Raw genomic sequence first — 17277 nt, 5'->3', positions numbered from 1 at the left:
CGCCAGAGCGGGTTGAGCGTCTACTTCGGCTTTGACGGTTGCGTTCCAAACGTTAAAGGCAGTCGCATGACCGACCTGCCGAAAAACTTCGATCCCGCCGCCATAGAATCCCGCTGGTACAGCCATTGGGAAGACAAAGGCCTGTTCCGTCCCGAGCGTCCCGACGCGCAGCCTTTCACCATCGTGAACCCTCCGCCCAATGTGACGGGCAGCCTGCATATCGGGCACGCGCTGGACAATACGTTGCAGGATATCGTGGTCCGCTATGAACGGCTCCGCGGCAAGGATGCCTTGTGGGTAGTCGGCACCGACCATGCGGGTATTGCTACGCAAATGGTCGTCGAGCGGCAGCTGAACCAGCGCCAGCAGAAGCGCACCGACTTTACGCGCGAAGAGTTCATCGCGAAGGTTTGGGAGTGGAAGGAAGAAAGCGGCGGTGAAATCACGCGCCAGCTCCGCCGTCTTGGCTGTTCGATGGACTGGGCGAACGAGCGCTTCACCATGGACGAAGGCTTTTCAAAGGCCGTCATCAAGGTGTTCGTGGAGTTGTATAATCGCGGTCTGCTATATCGCGACAAGCGGCTGGTGAACTGGGATCCGGGCCTCAAGACCGCCATCTCCGACCTTGAAGTCGAGACGCGCGAGATCAACGGTAAATTCTGGCATTTCCGCTACCCCCTGGCGGATGGGTCGGGGCACATCTCCGTCGCGACTACGCGCCCGGAAACGATGCTGGCGGACATGGCCGTTGCGGTAAATCCCACGGATGAGCGCTATGCCGCGCTCGTGGGTACGATGGTCAAGTTGCCGATCACGGGGCGCCTCATCCCAATTGTCGCCGATGAACATGCCGATCCCGAACTGGGCAGCGGCGCCGTGAAGATAACCCCCGGACATGACTTCAACGACTTCGAAGTCGGGAAGCGGGCAGGGTTCAAGGCGGCTGAGATGCTGAACATGCTGGATGCCGATGCCAAGGTGGTCCAACTCGCCGATGGCCTCATCCCTGCTGAATATCTGGGTCTGGACCGGTTCGACGCGCGCAAAGCGGTGGTCGATGCCATCGATGCGCTGGGCCTTCTGGACAAGATCGAAGATCGCGTCATCCAAACGCCTTATGGCGACCGCTCCGGCGTCGTCATAGAGCCTTGGCTAACCGATCAATGGTATGTCGATGCGGAAACGCTGGCCAAGCCTGCTATCGAAGCGGTGAAGTCGGGCGCTATCGAGATCGTGCCGAAAACATGGGAAAAGACCTATTTCAACTGGATGGATAACATCCAGCCCTGGTGTGTGTCCCGCCAGTTGTGGTGGGGGCATCAGATACCTGCGTGGTTCGATGACGAAGGCAAGGCCTATGTCGCGGAAGATGAGGCCGCTGCGCAGGCATTGGCAGGAAACAAGCCGCTGACTCGCGATCCCGATGTGCTCGACACATGGTTTTCTTCCGCGCTTTGGCCATTTGGGACGCTTGGCTGGCCGGAGGAAACACAGCAGGTATCGCGTCACTATCCAAACGATCTGCTCATTTCCGGGTTCGACATTTTGTTCTTCTGGGATGCACGCATGGCGATGCAGGGCATCGAGTTCATGGGCGATGTGCCTTGGAAGAAGCTCTATTTGCACGGCCTCGTCCGCGCTGCCGATGGCAGCAAGATGTCGAAGTCGAAAGGCAACACGGTCGATCCACTTGGCCTGATCGACCAATATGGTGCGGACGCCTTGCGCTTTTTCATGGCAGCGATGGAAAGTCAGGGCCGCGACATCAAAATGGATGAGAAGCGCGTCGAGGGCTATCGCAATTTCGCGACGAAGCTTTGGAATGCAGCGCGTTTCCTGCAATCGAACGGTATTGGAGCATCAGAGGCGCTGGGCGCGCCGGATGCGACGCTGCCGGTCAATCGCTGGATCGTTGCGGAAACCATCGCAACCGTACAGGCGCTTGACTTGGCCATGGCTGACCTACGCTTCGATGCGGCGGCCAACACGATCTATCACTTCGTATGGGATCGCTTCTGCGACTGGTATCTCGAACTGATCAAGGGCCAGATCAACGACGAGACCAAGGCCGTCGCGGGTTGGGTGTTCGACCAGATACTTGTGATGCTGCACCCCTTCATGCCGTTCATCACCGAAGAACTTTGGCACGCAATGGGGCAGCGCGATGCTGACCTGATCGTCGCGCAATGGCCGCAGGTCGATGCGCAAGCGATCGATCCAGAAGCAAGTGCAGAGATCGACTGGCTGATCCGGCTGGTTCAGGCGATCCGGACAGGGCGCACCGAACTCAACGTGCCGCCGGGCGCGAAGATGCAAGCCATCGTCCGGGATGCGTCCGAAGCAACCAAGGCACGCCTGGCGCGCCAGCACGCTTCGTTGTCGCGTATGGCGCGGATCGAGAGCATCACGCATGGCGACGCCAGCGAAGCCGGCGCTGCACAGATCGTGGTGGACGAGGCGACTTATATTCTGCCCCTGGATGGCGTCATCGATATTGCAGCAGAAAAAGCGCGCTTGACCAAAGCCATGGAAGCTGCCGCCAAGGAACGCGATGCGCTTGCCGGTCGCCTTGGCAATGCCAGCTTCGTCGATCGTGCGAAGCCGGAGGCAGTGGAGAAAGCCCGTGCAGACCATGCGGAAAAATCCGCCGAAGCTGAGAGATTGGCTGCAGCTCTGGCGCGACTGGGCTGAGCGGTGGACAGTGAGCCTGCCGCGTCGGTCCCCCCGCGGGGTGCGGCAGATCTTACCTCTGGTCCTATCAGCCGCACATTGTTGGTCTTTGCACTGCCGACTTTGGCTTCCAACGTCCTCCAGTCGCTAAACGGATCGATCAATTCGATCTGGGTCGGGCGGTTTTTGGGGGAAGGCGCGCTGGCGGCCACGGCAAACGCCAATATCATCATGTTCCTGCTTTTCTCCGCCGTTTTCGGCTTCGGGATGGCAGCGACCGTCATGGTGGGACAGGCTTTCGGCCGTCGGGATATTGCCGCTGCACGACGCGCTTTTGGGTCGGCACTGGGCTTTTGTTTTCTCCTTTCAATCGTAGTCTCGGTGGCCGGATGGATAGGCGCGCCTGCGATTTTGCGCGCGCTTGCCACGCCCGGCGCGGCGTTCGATCTGGCGCTCACCTATTTGCGCGTCATTTTCCTTGCCATGCCTGCGTCGCTCATCAGCGTCATGGTCATGATGGGCTTGCGTGGGTCGGGCGACTCCATAACGCCCCTATGGTTCATGATCCTCAGCGTCATTCTGGACAGCGGCCTGAATCCGCTGCTCATTCGCGGGGCAGGGCCGATTCCGGCTATGGGTATAGCAGGATCCGCGACGGCCACTGCCGTTGCAGGCTATGTCAGCCTGATCGCAATGCTGGTCTATGTGTACCGAAAGGACTTGCCGCTTCGCCTGAGAGGCCATGAACTCGCTTATCTTATACCTGGCCGGGCACAACTGGCGATCATCATCCGAAAGGGCTTCCCTATGGGCCTTCAGATGATCGTCATTTCGACGGCGGGTCTCGTCATGGTCGGCCTGGTCAATCGCGAGGGGCTTTTGACCTCGGCCGCATATGGCGCTGCGCAGCAACTTTGGACCTATCTGCAAATGCCCGCGATGGCGATCGGTGCTGCGGTGAGTGCAATGGCTGCGCAGAACATTGGGGCAGGGCGCTGGGATCGGGTAAACGGCATCACAGGGCGCGGCATGATATCCAACATAGTCATGACCGGCGCCATGATCGGCCTCATGTTGGCCTTCGACCGACCGGTACTGGCGCTGTTCCTGGGCTCAGGCAGTGCGGCAATCGACGTCGCACGACATATGCAGTTCCTTGCGAGCTGGAGCTTCCTGCTGTTCGGCCTCACCATGGTCCTCTTTGGGACGATGCGATCCAATGGGGCAGTGATCGCTCCGTTGCTTATTCTGATCGTTGCTTTCTATCCCGTACGCATCGGCTTTTACTGGCTTGCTTACCCGGCGTTGGGTGCCGACGCGATTTGGCTCAGCTATCCTTTGGGATCGGCCGTGGCACTATTGCTGGCCGGTGCTGTGTATATGCAGGGTGGTTGGCGCAGGACGAAAATGCTTGTTGTGCCGAATGTCGAGGAATGCCGCGAAGGCACTAATGCGGCAACTGAACCTGCGGGGCGCATGGCGCCCACAGGCTAAGCCTACTACCGGCCCTGATTGCGCCACCGGGTAACCGTGCGTTCCAGTATTTCATGTTCGCCGCCGCTTTCGCACCACTGTTCGGTAAAGCTCGGATCACTGGATGCAGGGCGCTTGTTCGCTTCGAGATCGTCCAGCGCGACGCGGATCGGGACGGCGACGCCCTCACCGCAGATGATGCATTCCCGGTTGCGCAACGCCGGAATAGAATCCAGAAAGCCCCGTGCACCTTCGGGCATTGCCGCTTTGACGAAGGCCTGATCCCGGTCGTTGTTGAGGCGCATGGCAATGATCGTACCGCATTGCGACAGGACGCCTTCGGCAAGATCGGATGGACGCTGCGTAATAAGGCCTAGCGAAACGCCGTATTTACGGCCTTCCTTGGCGATGCGCTCCAAAATCTTGCGGACAGCCTGACCGCCCCCGGTCTTGCTGCTGGGAATGTAACGATGCGCTTCTTCGCAAACGAGCAGGATGGGCCGTTGTGGCTCATTACGGGCCCAGATAGCATAATCGAACACAAGCCGCGCCAGCACGGATACCACCACCGAGGTGATGTCGGACGGCATGGCCGACACATCGATGATCGAAATCGGCTTCCCATCGGCCGGTAGGCGGAAGATCTTTGCAAGGAAGTCCTGCATCGTATCGGCGACCAACATTCCGGAAAACATGAAGCTGTACCGTGGGTCGCTTTTGATCTCGTCTATCTTCGTCTTCAAACGCAGATAGGGAAGGGAGTTGGTGCCCTTGTCGAGCTTACCCATCTCATTCTGCAGAATGTTGGTAAGGTCAGATAGCAGATAGGGGATCGGCGAATCGACAGTCAATCGCCCGGTAGCTTCGGCCAGACGGTTCTTGCTGCGCGCAGCAAGCAAGCATTTGGCAAGGATATCGCTGTCGAGGGTTCGGTCGGAACCTTCCGACGTAACGAACACTTCGCAATGCTCTTCGAAATTCATCAGCCAGTAGGGCAGGGCAAGGTTGTTGACGTCGAAGATGGCACCGTTGGTCTTGAATGCTGCCGAATATTCGCCATGCGGATCGACCATGACGATATGCCCCTGCGGCGCAAGATCGCAGATGCGATGCAGGATCAGCGCAGCGCTAGTGGATTTGCCCGTGCCGGTCGATCCCAGCAGCGCGAAATGCTTGCCCAGCATGGAATCGACGTACAGCGCTGCACGGGTGGTTTTCGTGGGATACACCATGCCAATTTGCACATTGGCGCGCTCGTCAGCCGCGTAAATCTGGTTCATTTCCGAACTCGACACAGGGTAAACATCCGTGCCGGGGGTCGGGTAGCGAGTCACACCGCGCCGAAACCCATAGATCTTCCCGGTCAATCGCTCTTCGTCACCTTCACCCAGAAAATCAATGTCCGCGACGATCTTGGTTGGGTCATGGCGATCCAGCGTCATCGTGCGGACGTTAGCGACCAGCCAGTTGCTCCCGACGCGCATCTTCACCTGACTGCCGACTTGACCAGCCATTGCAATCGATGGGTCTTCGCTATGGCTATACCCGGCAAGGCAGGCGGTTTCGAGCAGGAGTTGCGAACTCGACCCAGCAATCTGGAAAACAAAGCCCATGGATTCGCCAGATTCAGCAATGCTGGCATCTCGCATCGCTTGTTCGAAATGGGCTGAGCCCGTTATGCTGTTCATACAGTTCCCGCGCTACGCAAACCGTCAAAAAAATGTTCGACGACAGCGTAGCGTACCCAAAACCGGTAAATATTGGATTACAGACGCCTATAACCGCTTGGCGATGGCTCCCGCAGCCCATCCCATGCCCACCGCCATCGCGATGGCCACTAGTCCATAGAAGAACGACCAGTTTTGGGCAGCCTGTGCAATCGACCGCTCAAATCCCGATTTGCGAATGGTGATGTCGCGCACGGCTGCAGCGACTACGCGACCATCCTGCACGAGAAAAGTTTCGGCGGTGTAGTCGCCAACGATCACCCGCGCGGATAGCGGAAGACGCGCCCGGTAAAGAACACCGTCGGTGATCTCGACATTGCCCTGCCGCTCGACGAACAGGCCATTGCGGCGACGCAGATCGACCAGCCCCTTTTGAAATCGTTCGATGTCAGCGCTTGCATTGAGGGAGGCAGGCGAAAGCTGGAGCTTGTCCACACCAAGTTCGAAAATGGCCGCAGTGCGATCATCGACGATCTTGTCTATGGGGCGGGACGAAGCCATGGCATAGAAACTGGGTGCGGAACGGAACCGCGCGCTGTCTGCGTTGACCCAGATGCCCGCCACCTTTTGTTTTTCCCGCATGACGATCGATTGATCGGGGCCTTTCAAAACCACGACGATATCCGCGCGTTCATCGGGTGGACGCCCGTCTGGATAGACGATTGCCCCGAACAGCAATAATTCCGCGCCAGTGAAACTATACTGGATAACGATTTCACGCTGTGAAACGTCTGGAACCAGCATGGGTGCCTTTCCTGCGCCGAGCAGCAACGCGACGGGCAAAAGCAATGCGATGCGCAGACGCGACTTCATTGCAATTGCACCGTAAAGATCTCATCTGGGCGCCAGCCCAGGCCCAACGCCATTCGGATGGCGATAACAAGCACGATGAACGCAAGGATGATGCGTAGATATTCCGGACGGGCCGCCATGGAAATCCGGGTGCCTATCTGAGCGCCGACGACGCTTCCGATCAGCAGCAAAAGTGCAAGGACCAGATCGACGGCCTTGGTGGTCAAGCTGTGCACCATGGTTGTCACCATCGTGACGAACAGGATCTGGAACAGCGACGTTCCTACGACCACCTGTGTCGTCATGCCGAGCAGATACAGCATGGCGGGAACCATGATAAAGCCCCCGCCTACGCCCAGCAACATCGTCAATATGCCGGTGGCGATTCCCAGGATGAGCGGAGCAAGCGGCGAGATATACAAACCCGAGCGATAAAAGCGCCACCGCATCGGCAATGCGGCCACCAGCGGGTGGTGTCGCCTTTTGCGCGCGGGAACCTGCGCGCCCGTTTTCATGGCAATTAACGATTTGATCGATTCATGAGCCATCAGGCTGCCGATGGAACCCAGCATCAGAACATAGAGTATGGCGATGACCGTATCGATCTGGCCCAGTTGTTGAAGCAACCGGAAAAGGAGGGCGCCTAAAATTGCGCCGATGATCCCGCCGACCACCATGACGATGCCCATCTGTATATCGACGGTCTTCCGGGAGAGATGGGTGAAAACACCCGAAACGCTGGCGCCTGTAACTTGCGTCGCCGCCGAGGCAGCGGCAACAGTCGGCGGAATGCCGTAAAAGATGAGCAGGGGCGTTGTCAGAAACCCGCCGCCGACACCGAACATGCCGGACAATATGCCCACCAGCCCGCCTAAGCCGATAATCACCAGCGCGTTCACGGACAGATTGGCTATGGGCAGATAAATGTCCATGGAGCCTTTGGCCTAGTCCCAAAGCGCGGCGATATAAAGGCGTTCCAGCCGAAAAGGGGTTAAAAATCTGTAGCGAGCGTCACAGCCAGCCCTGATCCCGGTCGTGCGTTGCCAGCGGCGCGGTGGCGCCACTCTGCAGATATCCGCGCCGAGTGCTCGCCAAGTTTCAGCCGCGATTCGATCTGTGGTCCGATGTCGAACCGAGCGACGCTTGGCTGAGCGCCCCCAGAGAGGCTTATTCCCACTGAGATAGGGAGCGTAGAATGAATGGGGTGCATCAGCGTAACTTTGCCGTCGACAAATGCATCCCGGCTATGGACACCTACGATCCCCGCTTGACCATAGCCTTCCAGTATCAAGCCCCGTGCAATTGAGAGCGGCCCAATTCCGCCGACCGCCATCACCGCCATCGCGTTGCGGGCATCGTGATCCAGTGCAATGCGCCGTTCGACCGCGACGCGAACTGGAAGATTTGCGATTGGCTGAGTCGATATTCCGACGGCAGCTTCGGGTGCATAGGGACCCCGCAGCGCGCCTGTAATACGGCTGTAAAGCGCTAGCTTTTCCGGCGCATTCGGCAGCAACTGATAGGCCAACCTAAACCCGGCCTGTGACCCGCCGAGTTGTCCCACGCTGGCAAGGCTGTTCTGTCCACCGGCACCCCGCCAGAATATCCAGCTACTTGCGGACCAACGCCCACCTTCTGCTTGGCCGGAAATGAGCGGCGCACCGGCAAAAGAGGTCGGCGCACTTTCCCTCTCCTTTTTAACCGGCGGCGTGACGTAAGGGATGTTGTGCATCGGCACCTCGCTCGCTTGGGCCCACCGTGCATCGCGTCTCCTTACGGGCTGCTGCTTCCTTCGGATTGCGGAAGCCGCAATGTGGTGCAGATCGATACTCGCGCGGCTCGCGTGTAACGTGCTGGGCTGGTTCGCCTGTAAATTTGGCGATGCTCGTTTAATTCCTGCTTGTAGCTGTGTGGGCGACCATTCATGGGACACGGCAAGCCGCCCCCCAATCCAGCAGAGTGCCACAACCAGCAGGAACCTTAGCGGCTGCCCCTGTCTATTGCTGCGGCTCACTGTGCTTCCCGCACAGGGTTCGCTGGAAACCGATGCTGCGTTTTATCCCAGAGCAACGGCGTTCCGCGTAACAGGCCTACATAAACAGCGAGCGCGCGCCGTGCTGCCAGGATTGCGATGATGTTGGCGATGGCGGTGCGTGGGACAGATCGCAAAGCCTGTCGCCAGCCATAGGCATGGCCGACGAATAGGGATCGAACCATCACACGCCAGAGCATCAGTAGTGCGGTCGCTGAGAGAAGGCGGGTGAGTAATGGCGTGGTGGCGATCAAACTTTGGCTGCTCACCTGCTCGACGGTCCACAGCACTACCCACAATAGCCCGCTGACATAAGCCGCGAACAGGATCAGAGCAGATAAAGCCGCTGCGCGGTCTCGTAACCGCATCCAGCGTTCAACAAAGCCCCCATTCCAGCCCAGCCGATCCCATCCTGCCAGCGATATGCCCACTGTCCAGCGTGCCTTTTGGCGAACCGCGTCAATCAAAGTTTCCGGAAAATGGCCGCGACTGCATACCGGCTTGCCGGCAGCATCATTCATGCGAACGAAAATTCCGCGATATCCGCGTTCCGTCAAGCGCAAACCAATTTCGTAATCTTCAGTAAGCGATCGTGGGTCGAAGGGGCGTCCGCCCTGATCCGTGGCAAGCCTCATCAATGCGTCTCGGCTTAGAGCGCATCCTACGCCAGCGGACGGAACCGCCGCGCCCAGAGCTTCACGCACTACCAAATTTTTGCCATGGGCTTCGGCGAATTCATCGCAGTAGTGGCCCGCCACCCATTGTGACTGCTGGCTGACGAGAGGCAGAACGGGCAGTTGAATCATGTCGAAGCGATCCATCAATCGATCGAATACGCGCAACTCGTCAGGATGAACGACATCTTCCGCATCGTGTAAGACAACTGCCTTGAACGCTGTACCGGTACGCTGCTCTTCATACAGCATGGCGTCCCAAATTGCGTTGAGACAGTCTGCCTTTGTCGTGGGGCCGTCGATAGCATTGACGACCAGCACTACTCTGGGATCACGATCCGCTAGGATGGAGACTTGTTCGATCGTGTTGCTATCATTGGGATATGTGCCGACAAATATGCGGTAATTTTGTTGGCCCCATTTCTGCAACGCCGTCCATAGCATGGCCCCGATGACATCCGCCTCATGCCAGGCCGGCACGAAAACGGCGATACGGCCTAAATGATCGGATGCAGGCAACGTCATGGTCGTCATCGCGTCAAACCGCGTATAGATCGTCAGGCGTCGCCAGAGATTGCGGCTGACGTAAACGATATCGATCAACAGTTCATCTATGCCACCGATGACCAGTCCACAGGCAGCAAAGAGCATAAGCTCCCGCTGTACACCGACCAGAAGGCTGAGTAGGGCGTTGACTGTAAATATGGAAATGGTCCCCCGACATTCCGCAATTTGGGGCTACAATCTCCATTATGAACGTATTTGCAAGCGCTAGTTAGCGCATGCAGCATTTGACCCGAGCATTCGCTTTCCGATAGGTGTGGGCGGGGCGCCTCCATTGAGCAAAGGACGTTATTCGCTATGGCGCAGAACGGAACACGGTCAGCACTACGCGATTTTCTGGCCAGCGAAGCCGGTGGGGGGGTGTTGCTGATGGTGGCTGCAGCGCTTGCAATGCTGGCTGCCAATATTCCTGGTGGTGTAGCCGAGCTTTATCAGCATTTCATTCATGCAGACATCGGTCCGGTGCTGACGCCCAAGCTGGGATCGATGACCGTGCATCTTTGGATCAATGACGGTCTGATGGCGCTGTTCTTTCTGTTGGTTGGGCTAGAGATTAAACGCGAATTTCTGGACGGTCGCTTGTCTAACTGGACGGCGCGCCGTCTGCCCATGATTGCCGCTGCGGCGGGAATGATGGTACCTGCAGCTATTTATCTTTTGGCGGTAAATGGCGATCCCGCGCTGTTCAATGGCTGGGCGATTCCTGCGGCGACCGACATTGCTTTTGCAATTGGGGTACTGGCGCTGCTGGGTAAACGCGCGCCGACTTCCCTCAAGCTGTTCTTGATGACAGTGGCCATCGTCGACGACATGGGTGCGGTCGCGGTTATCGCTATTGCCTACACACAAGGCATTGACACGATGGCGCTCCTTGCAGCGGGATTGATCCTCGCGCTGATGTTTGGCCTCAACAAAGCAGGTGTGAAGTCGCTGCCGGTGTTTCTGATTTGCTTTGCGGCACTTTGGTATGCGGTTTTGCTGTCTGGGGTTCATGCAACGATTGCCGGGGTGCTGGCGGCGTTCACCATCCCAATACGCGCTACGCCTGGCGCTCCCGACGCGGACGATAGCCCATTGCACCGCCTCGAACATGCTCTTCATCCACTGAGCGCCTATTTCGTTGTCCCTTTGTTCGGATTTGCAAATGCTGGGGTGTCCATGGCCGGGATCGGACTGGAACATGTCTTCGCACCGCTTCCGATAGGTATTGCCGGAGGATTGTTCTTGGGCAAACAGGTGGGCATATTCCTGAGTGTCATGCTGGCGGTTCGCATCGGTTTAGGTACTAAACCGCGTGGAGCGACTTGGCTTCAAATATACGCTGTCTCTTTGCTGTGTGGCATCGGCTTTACGATGAGCCTGTTTATCGGCGGATTGGCTTTTCCAAACGACCCGCTGTTTGTCGAGGAAGCTAAGATCGGTATCCTGATGGGATCCATTTTATCGGCCATCGTCGGGTTCGTGATTTTGCGGTTCGCACCATTGCACCCACAGCACAACGTAGAAGAAAGGCAACAGGCGCGCGAGATCGATGCGGACGGAGACGTGGCACATTGCTGACACGGCGCGACAGCACGAAGCGTTAATAAAAAGGCCCCGATATCGCTATCGGGGCCTTTTTATTACTGAAGAGAAGTGTGTTACAGCTTTTCGGTCAATTCCGGCACGATCTTGAACAGATCGCCGACCAGGCCGATGTCGGCAACCTGAAAGATCGGTGCATCCTCATCCTTGTTGATGGCGATGATCGTCTTAGAATCTTTCATACCTGCCAGATGCTGAATTGCGCCGGAAATGCCGATTGCGACATAGACTTCCGGGGCAACGATCTTGCCGGTCTGACCGACCTGATAGTCGTTGGGAACATAGCCAGCATCCACCGCAGCACGCGAGGCGCCGACTGCGGCACCCAGCTTGTCAGCAAGCGGAAAAATGGTGGACTCGAACGTGGGTCCATCCTTCAATGCGCGTCCGCCCGACACGATGATCTTTGCAGATGTCAGTTCCGGACGTTCCAGCTTAACGATTTCCGCGCCGACAAAGGTCGATGTGCCTGCATCGCCTGCACCGCTTACGGCTTCAATCGAACCGCTGCCACCTTCTGTGGCCGCCTTTTCGAAGGCCGTGCCACGTACGGTGATAACCTTTTTTGCGTCCTTCGACTTGACGGTCGCAATGGCATTGCCAGCATAGGTCGGGCGGGTAAACGTATCTTCGCTTTCGACCGAGAGGATATCACTTATCTGCATCACGTCGAGCAAAGCGGCAACGCGCGGCGCGATATTCTTGCCGTGGCTGGTCGCCGGAGCAAGAAACGCATCGTGATGCCCCATAAGATCAACGATCAATGGCGCAACATTTTCAGCCAGGCCATGCGCGTACGCCGCATCGTCAGCAACATGCACCTTTTGAACGCCTGCGATTTTAGCCGCTTCGCCAGCAACGCCAGCGACGTCCTGCCCCGCGACGATCAGGTGCACTTCGCCCAATTTGCTGGCAGCGGTGACTACAGCCAGTGTTGCATCTTTCAGATGGCCGCCTTCATGTTCGACCCAAACGAGCGTCTTCATGCCGCCACTCCCATTGCCTTGAGCTTCGTTACCAGTTCATCGACATCGGCAACCTTGATACCTGCCGAACGCTTCGGCGGTTCGACCACATTGAGCGTTTCCAGGCGCGGCGTAATGTCCACCCCAAAATCGGCCGGAGTCTTTTGTGCGAGTGGCTTGGATTTGGCTTTCATGATGTTGGGCAGCGAAGCATAGCGCGGCTCGTTCAAGCGCAAATCGGTCGTAACAATCGCAGGAAGCGAGAGCTTTACCGTTTCCAGGCCGCCATCGACTTCGCGCGTAACGCTGACGCTGTCGCCGTCGACCTCGACCTTCGATGCGAATGTGCCCTGCGGACGCCCAAGCAAAGCGGCGAGCATCTGCCCGGTCTGGTTGCTGTCATCATCGATGGCCTGCTTGCCCAGAATGATAAGGCCGGGTTGCTCTTCCTCGACGACCTTGGCGAGTAGCTTGGCTACGCCCAGAGGTTCCACTTCGTCATCGGTCTGAATGAGGATAGCGCGATCGCAGCCCATGGCCAGCGCCGTACGCAATGTTTCCTGTGCCTTCGCAACGCCAATCGAAATCGCGATAATCTCGGTCGCCGCGCCCTTTTCACGCAAGCGGATAGCTTCCTCGACAGCAATTTCGTCGAAGGGGTTCATAGACATTTTGACGTTCGCTAAGTCGACGCCTGTGCCGTCCGCTTTCACGCGCGGCTTCACATTATAGTCAATCACCCGCTTCACGGGCACCAAGATTTTCATAGAGTCGGCCTCCAGTTTATGCCTCTTCCCGGGGAGTTATCAGCTTCAAATGGGCGTTGCACCCATGCAAAGCAAGAGGGTCATGAGAGTGCAGCGATGCCGTAGCGTCGCTGCACTCTCGTCACCGAATTATGCGACCTGCTTGACCTGCGCGACGATTTTACGCGCTGCGTCGCCAAGATCGTCTGCCGAAACAATGGGTAGACCCGATGCTGCCAAAATGTCCTTGCCTTGTTGCACGTTGGTGCCTTCAAGCCGGACAACCAGCGGAACCGAAAGGTTCACTTCCTTGGCTGCCGCAACGATGCCATCGGCGATAATGTCGCAGCGCATGATGCCGCCAAAGATGTTGACGAGAATGCCCTTCACAGCGGGATCGGACAGGATGATCTTGAACGCCGCCGTCACCTTCTCCTTCGTTGCACCACCGCCGACGTCGAGGAAGTTGGCCGGGAACATGCCATTGAGCTTGATGATATCCATCGTCGCCATCGCCAGACCTGCGCCGTTCACCATGCAGCCGATGTCACCATCCAGCTTGATATAGGCAAGGTCATACTTGCTGGCTTCCAGCTCTGCCGGATCTTCTTCCGTTTCGTCGCGCAGTTCCATCAAATCCTTGTGGCGGAACAGGGCGTTACCGTCGAAGCCGACCTTTGCGTCCAGGACCAGCAACGTGTTGTCGGTGGTTTGCGCCAGCGGGTTGATTTCGATCTGCTCGGCATCGGTGCCGAGGAATGCGTTGTAAAGTGCTTCCGCTACCTTTGCGGCTTGCTTGGCAAGGTCGCCGGTCAGTTCAAGTGCCTTGGCGACGCTGCGGCCATGATGCGGTTGGAATCCGGTTGCGGGATCGACAGCGAAGCTGTGGATCTTTTCGGGCGTGTCGTGCGCAACGGTTTCAATGTCCATGCCGCCTTCGGTCGATACAACGAAAGCCACGCGGCCCGTGCCACGATCAACCAGCAGGGCGAGGTAATATTCCTTCGCGATGTCCGCGCCATCAGTAATGTAGAGGCGATTGACTTGCTTGCCGGCGTCACCCGTCTGAATCGTAACGAGTGTGTTACCCAGCATGTCGGTCGCCGCTGCCTTTACTTCGTCCAGCGTCTTGGCAAGGCGCACGCCGCCCTTCGCATCGGGGCCGAGCTCCTTGAACTTGCCTTTGCCACGACCGCCTGCATGAATTTGTGCCTTCACGACGTAAAGCGGTCCGGGCAGCTTGCCTGCAGCAGCAACAGCTTCTTCCACCGACATGGCGGCGTAACCGGCAGGCACAGGCGCGCCATATTTCGCCAGGAGTTCTTTGGCCTGATATTCATGGATATTCATGCGTGCCGCCTCACTTTTAAGGGGAGAAAAATAGGGTTCACGCCCCTAAAGCACAGCGTTTGCTGGAAAACCAGCACGACTTCACAAAATCACTTTGCAAAATTGCAAAATGCGCCCCGCTAGGAGCCCATGACTGGCGCTGTGCTAGCTATCCAGCGCACAGACCAATGCTGCTTTACTGGTAACGGCAAAAATCTCTGGATCTTCCAAAGCCCGGATTTTGTATAGAAATCCGTCGACCGTTACCCGTTCGAAGTCCGTCCGGCCAACACGCGCCAGCGACTGTAAGCGTTTCAACTGTACAAGGCTTAGGCGGTCCACCATTCGATCCGCCATGCATGCAGCCATGCGGGGGGAAAGGCCTGCGTCCATAAGACCTGTTTCGACACGGGTCTGGGGCGTTGCACAACTGGCGAGCATGATGCTGGCCATAAAAACGGAAAATGGAACGATTTTCATATCGCGATGATCCCTGTTTTCACCTGAATGCGGGATTTACGTCGTGCACGGAGCAGCGCATAGGCTTTTTGCATACGCTCCAACTGGATAGAAGATATGGACAGGTTCTTCGCGGCATTTTCACATCGGACGGCCAGTTTTGCGGGGCAGCCGGCGGCTTTCATGCTCGCTTTTGGCGTGGTGGTGATTTGGATTATAACCGGGCCGCTCTTCCAGTGGTCGGACACGTGGCAACTCGTGATCAATACGGGCACGACCATCGTAACTTTCCTGATGGTGTTCCTGATCCAAAACGCTCAAAATCGGGATGCATCCGCGATGCAGGCAAAACTGGATGAGCTGCTGCGGGCGGTGGAGGGCGCGCGCAATCAGTTCATTGGCATTGAGCATCTAACCCAAGCACAACTCGAAGATATCAAAGCGGAACTTGAGCAACTGGGTAGTGACGAAAAGGGTAATCATCTACCGATCGAACGACTCATCGAGCGGCGGTAGCAGGGGCGCCGCTGCTAATGGGGCGGTGTAGAGATGCAGTTGCTCTCGCGGTACGCATTGATCTGTTCGCGATAGGCGCGTGCCAATGTCTCATGGGAAGCGCGCGCCGAAGCGGACTTGGCCAAGGTCGCGCGTATCAGAGACACCTGCTGTCGGTGCAGAAGATAGTTGACGTCCATCATGACACATTGCTCCCTCTCCACTGGGATAATACTGACATTCTTCTGAGTGACGTGAGCGGTTAGATTGTAGCAGCTTCGGTCAACGGAGTCCCGGCGGCTTGCCGACAACCCATACCGTATAATCGTATTTTAAAATGGAGGAGCGCGCTTTAAAGCGCTCGCGCCGCAGCAGAGGCTGCTTCGCGTACTTCGCGTTCAGCGGCTACGCGCTCAGCCCGGTCGGCCATGTCGGTCCATGCTGTCATGGAGCGCAGGCAACGATCGCGAACATTGTCGAGCTTTGTGGCATCGGCGTCGGCCTGCGCCTTGGCGGCTTGCTGGCGACAGAAATCGGAATGGGTCATAATGTGCTGTCCTCATCCGGAGAAGAAAGTCGAGGTGCTGCGGGGGCACCAGGAATTTTAGGCAGATATATAGAAAGCGGCGACGGAACGGGCATTGCTGCCGCACATTCCGCCGCCTGCTCTTGTCAGCGGTTAGGCTGCCTGGAGATTGACCGCTGCGGTCTTACCGCGCTTGTCGGGTTCCAGTTCGTAGGACACGCGCTGGTTTTGCGTCAGCGTGTGCATGCCGGCTGCTTCAACCGCAGTGATGTGAACGAAGGCGTCGTTGCCGCCGTCTTCGGGAGCAATGAAGCCATAGCCCTTGTCTGCGTTGAAAAATTTAACGGTGCCGATAGGCATAGGTAGTTCCTTTGGGTAGTCATGCACGCGCTTCGCCCTATGCGATGGCAACGTGCCAAATATGGTGCCGGATAGTCGAATATGACAGCGCATCGTCCGGCTCCGGCCGATGCGTCGAAAGGGCAGTGCGCTATCCGCGAACGCGGACAGGCGCATAAGCAGTGCTGCCATCGGCGCGACGCGAGCGATAAGGCAAGCGGTGGTTCACGATTCGAGCACCATAATCTTGTGCAGAACGGACATTTAAGGCGCGTTCTGCGGAACATTCGCTCGCCTGGACGCGCAACAAAGCGGTCTGCTCACGATGTAAAAGCTGATTGAGGTCTTCCAGGAAGACACTCCTCTTGACGGGCAAGCGGGAGCGCATTCTTGTCTCTCGGCCGTGCGATGCTTGCGGGCAATCTTCGCACGATAACTGCATTGTAGCACCACAATACTGATTTGTCGCGTTTAATCGGCCAGCGGTCCAAAACCAAAGTACTGGCCAGACGTTTCCGTCTGGCCAAGGTCAATCAATGGCGGCTGGATTCGATTGGCCGACGCGCCATGTACAGTCCCGAACGTACGACCGGGCCGTCGACAATTTGAGCTTTCATACGGCGGCGGACGGTATCGGCGCCATCAGCGGTGAGCAGGACGACTCGCGTACCGCCCGATTCCAAAGGCTCGATGCTGGAAATGCGAATGGCGTGCTTTTCGCAAAGCGTCGTGACGGCGGCAGGCGCAGCGGAAAGGTTGATGGCACGGCTCATAGAATGTCCTTCGTGGCAAGACCAGGCGGAGGCGTTATGCGCTCTCCCGCCGCGGCATTCCCGTTGAACTTTGGCGCGCGACATTCGCTGCATAGCAGCATAATTCAAAAAAGTCGCCCTCGCATTTCT

17 protein-coding genes are annotated in these 17277 nt (G+C 57.5%); 4 read left to right on the top strand and 13 right to left on the bottom strand.

Features of this window, described 5'->3' with window-relative positions; translation table 11 throughout:
* Positions 1-66 precede the first annotated feature (66 nt).
* Complete coding sequence (locus LQ220_RS11080; RefSeq protein WP_230188349.1) at positions 67-2691, top strand: valine--tRNA ligase; 2625 nt, start codon at positions 67-69, stop codon at positions 2689-2691.
* A 78-nt stretch (positions 2692-2769) separates the two neighbouring features.
* On the top strand, positions 2770-4164 hold the full coding sequence (locus LQ220_RS11075; RefSeq protein WP_230188348.1) for an MATE family efflux transporter: 1395 nt from the start codon (positions 2770-2772) through the stop codon (positions 4162-4164).
* Positions 4165-4169: 5 nt separating this feature from the next.
* Here the strand turns inward: LQ220_RS11075 and LQ220_RS11070 are convergent, their stop codons facing one another.
* From LQ220_RS11070 to LQ220_RS11050, 5 genes are all read right to left on the bottom strand, one after another.
* The gene (locus LQ220_RS11070; RefSeq protein WP_309298558.1) at positions 4170-5756 is read right to left on the bottom strand and encodes a DUF87 domain-containing protein; all 1587 of its coding nucleotides are present in this window, start codon (positions 5754-5756) and stop codon (positions 4170-4172) included.
* A 162-nt stretch (positions 5757-5918) separates the two neighbouring features.
* Entirely contained in the window at positions 5919-6683 is a 765-nt protein-coding gene (locus LQ220_RS11065) for a TIGR02186 family protein (protein ID WP_230188347.1), read from the bottom strand.
* Positions 6680-7594, bottom strand: coding sequence for a sulfite exporter TauE/SafE family protein (locus tag LQ220_RS11060; protein ID WP_230188346.1), 915 nt, complete (start codon positions 7592-7594; stop codon positions 6680-6682). The genes LQ220_RS11065 and LQ220_RS11060 overlap by 4 nt, the downstream gene beginning before the upstream one ends.
* 59 nt (positions 7595-7653) lie before the next feature.
* Positions 7654-8394 carry a hypothetical protein gene (locus tag LQ220_RS11055; RefSeq protein ID WP_230188345.1) on the bottom strand — a complete coding sequence of 247 codons (741 nt, stop codon included), beginning with the start codon at positions 8392-8394 and terminating at the stop codon, positions 7654-7656.
* 278 nt (positions 8395-8672) lie between these two features.
* Complete coding sequence (locus LQ220_RS11050) at positions 8673-10073, bottom strand: glycosyl transferase family protein (protein ID WP_290369037.1); 1401 nt, start codon at positions 10071-10073, stop codon at positions 8673-8675.
* Between the two features lie 156 nt (positions 10074-10229).
* On the opposite strand from LQ220_RS11050, the gene nhaA reads away from it, so the two are divergent.
* The gene (gene nhaA, locus LQ220_RS11045) at positions 10230-11492 is read left to right on the top strand and encodes a Na+/H+ antiporter NhaA (protein ID WP_230188343.1); all 1263 of its coding nucleotides are present in this window, start codon (positions 10230-10232) and stop codon (positions 11490-11492) included.
* 80 nt (positions 11493-11572) lie between these two features.
* On the opposite strand, the gene LQ220_RS11040 is transcribed toward nhaA, so the two are convergent.
* The 4 genes from LQ220_RS11040 to LQ220_RS11025 all read right to left on the bottom strand — a co-directional run bounded on the left by LQ220_RS11040 (position 11573) and on the right by LQ220_RS11025 (position 15036).
* Positions 11573-12502 (bottom strand): electron transfer flavoprotein subunit alpha/FixB family protein, encoded by a 930-nt coding sequence (locus LQ220_RS11040; RefSeq protein WP_230188342.1) that lies wholly within the window; start codon positions 12500-12502, stop codon positions 11573-11575.
* Positions 12499-13248, bottom strand: a complete 750-nt coding sequence (locus LQ220_RS11035) for an electron transfer flavoprotein subunit beta/FixA family protein (RefSeq protein ID WP_230188341.1) — start codon at positions 13246-13248, stop codon at positions 12499-12501. The genes LQ220_RS11040 and LQ220_RS11035 overlap by 4 nt, the downstream gene beginning before the upstream one ends.
* A gap of 129 nt (positions 13249-13377) precedes the next feature.
* Positions 13378-14577 (bottom strand): ADP-forming succinate--CoA ligase subunit beta, encoded by a 1200-nt coding sequence (sucC, locus tag LQ220_RS11030; protein ID WP_230188340.1) that lies wholly within the window; start codon positions 14575-14577, stop codon positions 13378-13380.
* A 144-nt stretch (positions 14578-14721) separates the two neighbouring features.
* Complete coding sequence (locus tag LQ220_RS11025; RefSeq protein ID WP_230188339.1) at positions 14722-15036, bottom strand: hypothetical protein; 315 nt, start codon at positions 15034-15036, stop codon at positions 14722-14724.
* Between the two features lie 96 nt (positions 15037-15132).
* Here LQ220_RS11025 and LQ220_RS11020 point away from each other — a divergent pair, with 96 nt between their 5' ends.
* On the top strand, positions 15133-15531 hold the full coding sequence (locus LQ220_RS11020) for a low affinity iron permease family protein (RefSeq protein WP_230188338.1): 399 nt from the start codon (positions 15133-15135) through the stop codon (positions 15529-15531).
* Between the two features lie 14 nt (positions 15532-15545).
* Here the strand turns inward: LQ220_RS11020 and LQ220_RS11015 are convergent, their stop codons facing one another.
* From LQ220_RS11015 to LQ220_RS11000, 4 genes are all read right to left on the bottom strand, one after another.
* The gene (locus LQ220_RS11015) at positions 15546-15713 is read right to left on the bottom strand and encodes a hypothetical protein (RefSeq protein WP_230188425.1); all 168 of its coding nucleotides are present in this window, start codon (positions 15711-15713) and stop codon (positions 15546-15548) included.
* A 149-nt stretch (positions 15714-15862) separates the two neighbouring features.
* A complete protein-coding gene (locus LQ220_RS11010) occupies positions 15863-16057 on the bottom strand; it encodes a hypothetical protein (RefSeq protein WP_230188337.1) in 195 nt (64 codons plus the stop codon).
* A 132-nt stretch (positions 16058-16189) separates the two neighbouring features.
* Complete coding sequence (locus LQ220_RS11005) at positions 16190-16396, bottom strand: cold-shock protein (protein WP_104953994.1); 207 nt, start codon at positions 16394-16396, stop codon at positions 16190-16192.
* 512 nt (positions 16397-16908) lie between these two features.
* Complete coding sequence (locus LQ220_RS11000; RefSeq protein WP_230188336.1) at positions 16909-17148, bottom strand: hypothetical protein; 240 nt, start codon at positions 17146-17148, stop codon at positions 16909-16911.
* Positions 17149-17277 lie beyond the last annotated feature (129 nt).

This window comes from Sphingobium sp. CECT 9361, from assembly GCF_918741285.1.
GTDB lineage: Bacteria > Pseudomonadota > Alphaproteobacteria > Sphingomonadales > Sphingomonadaceae > Sphingobium.
The sequence above is the reverse complement of the archived record's forward strand: the minus strand, read 5'-3'. Positions and strand labels throughout refer to the sequence as shown.